The sequence below is a fragment of the Flavobacterium xizangense genome, assembly GCF_054075145.1.
This window is the reverse complement of sequence record NZ_JBSIPG010000120.1, coordinates 1-269: the sequence shown is the minus strand read 5'-3', so window position 1 is coordinate 269 and position 269 is coordinate 1. Positions and strand designations below refer to the sequence as shown.

The window sequence follows — 269 nt, the reverse complement described above, 5'->3', positions numbered from 1 at the left end:
AAGTAATCGAAATGGAAGTTTTGCATTCGGTTTCGCAGAGTTATTTGACGCAGTTATGGAGTAACGAAATTTTTCAGAAAAAAGTAGATCAGAAGCACAAGACCATAACAGACGCAATAAGCCGATATTTTACTCCGATTTTATTACTAATTGCATTTGCTGGTTTCGGTTATTGGATTTTTATTGATGCCAATACCGCTTTTAATGTTTTTACAGCGGTATTAATTGTGGCTTGTCCGTGTGCTTTGGCCCTTACTGCACCGTTTACT

General features: G+C 37.2%; 1 protein-coding gene. It reads left to right on the top strand.

Annotated elements, in window-relative coordinates; genetic code table 11:
* A partial coding sequence (locus ACWA1B_RS22755; protein ID WP_456910899.1) for a P-type ATPase occupies positions 1-269 on the top strand: 269 nt, incomplete at both ends.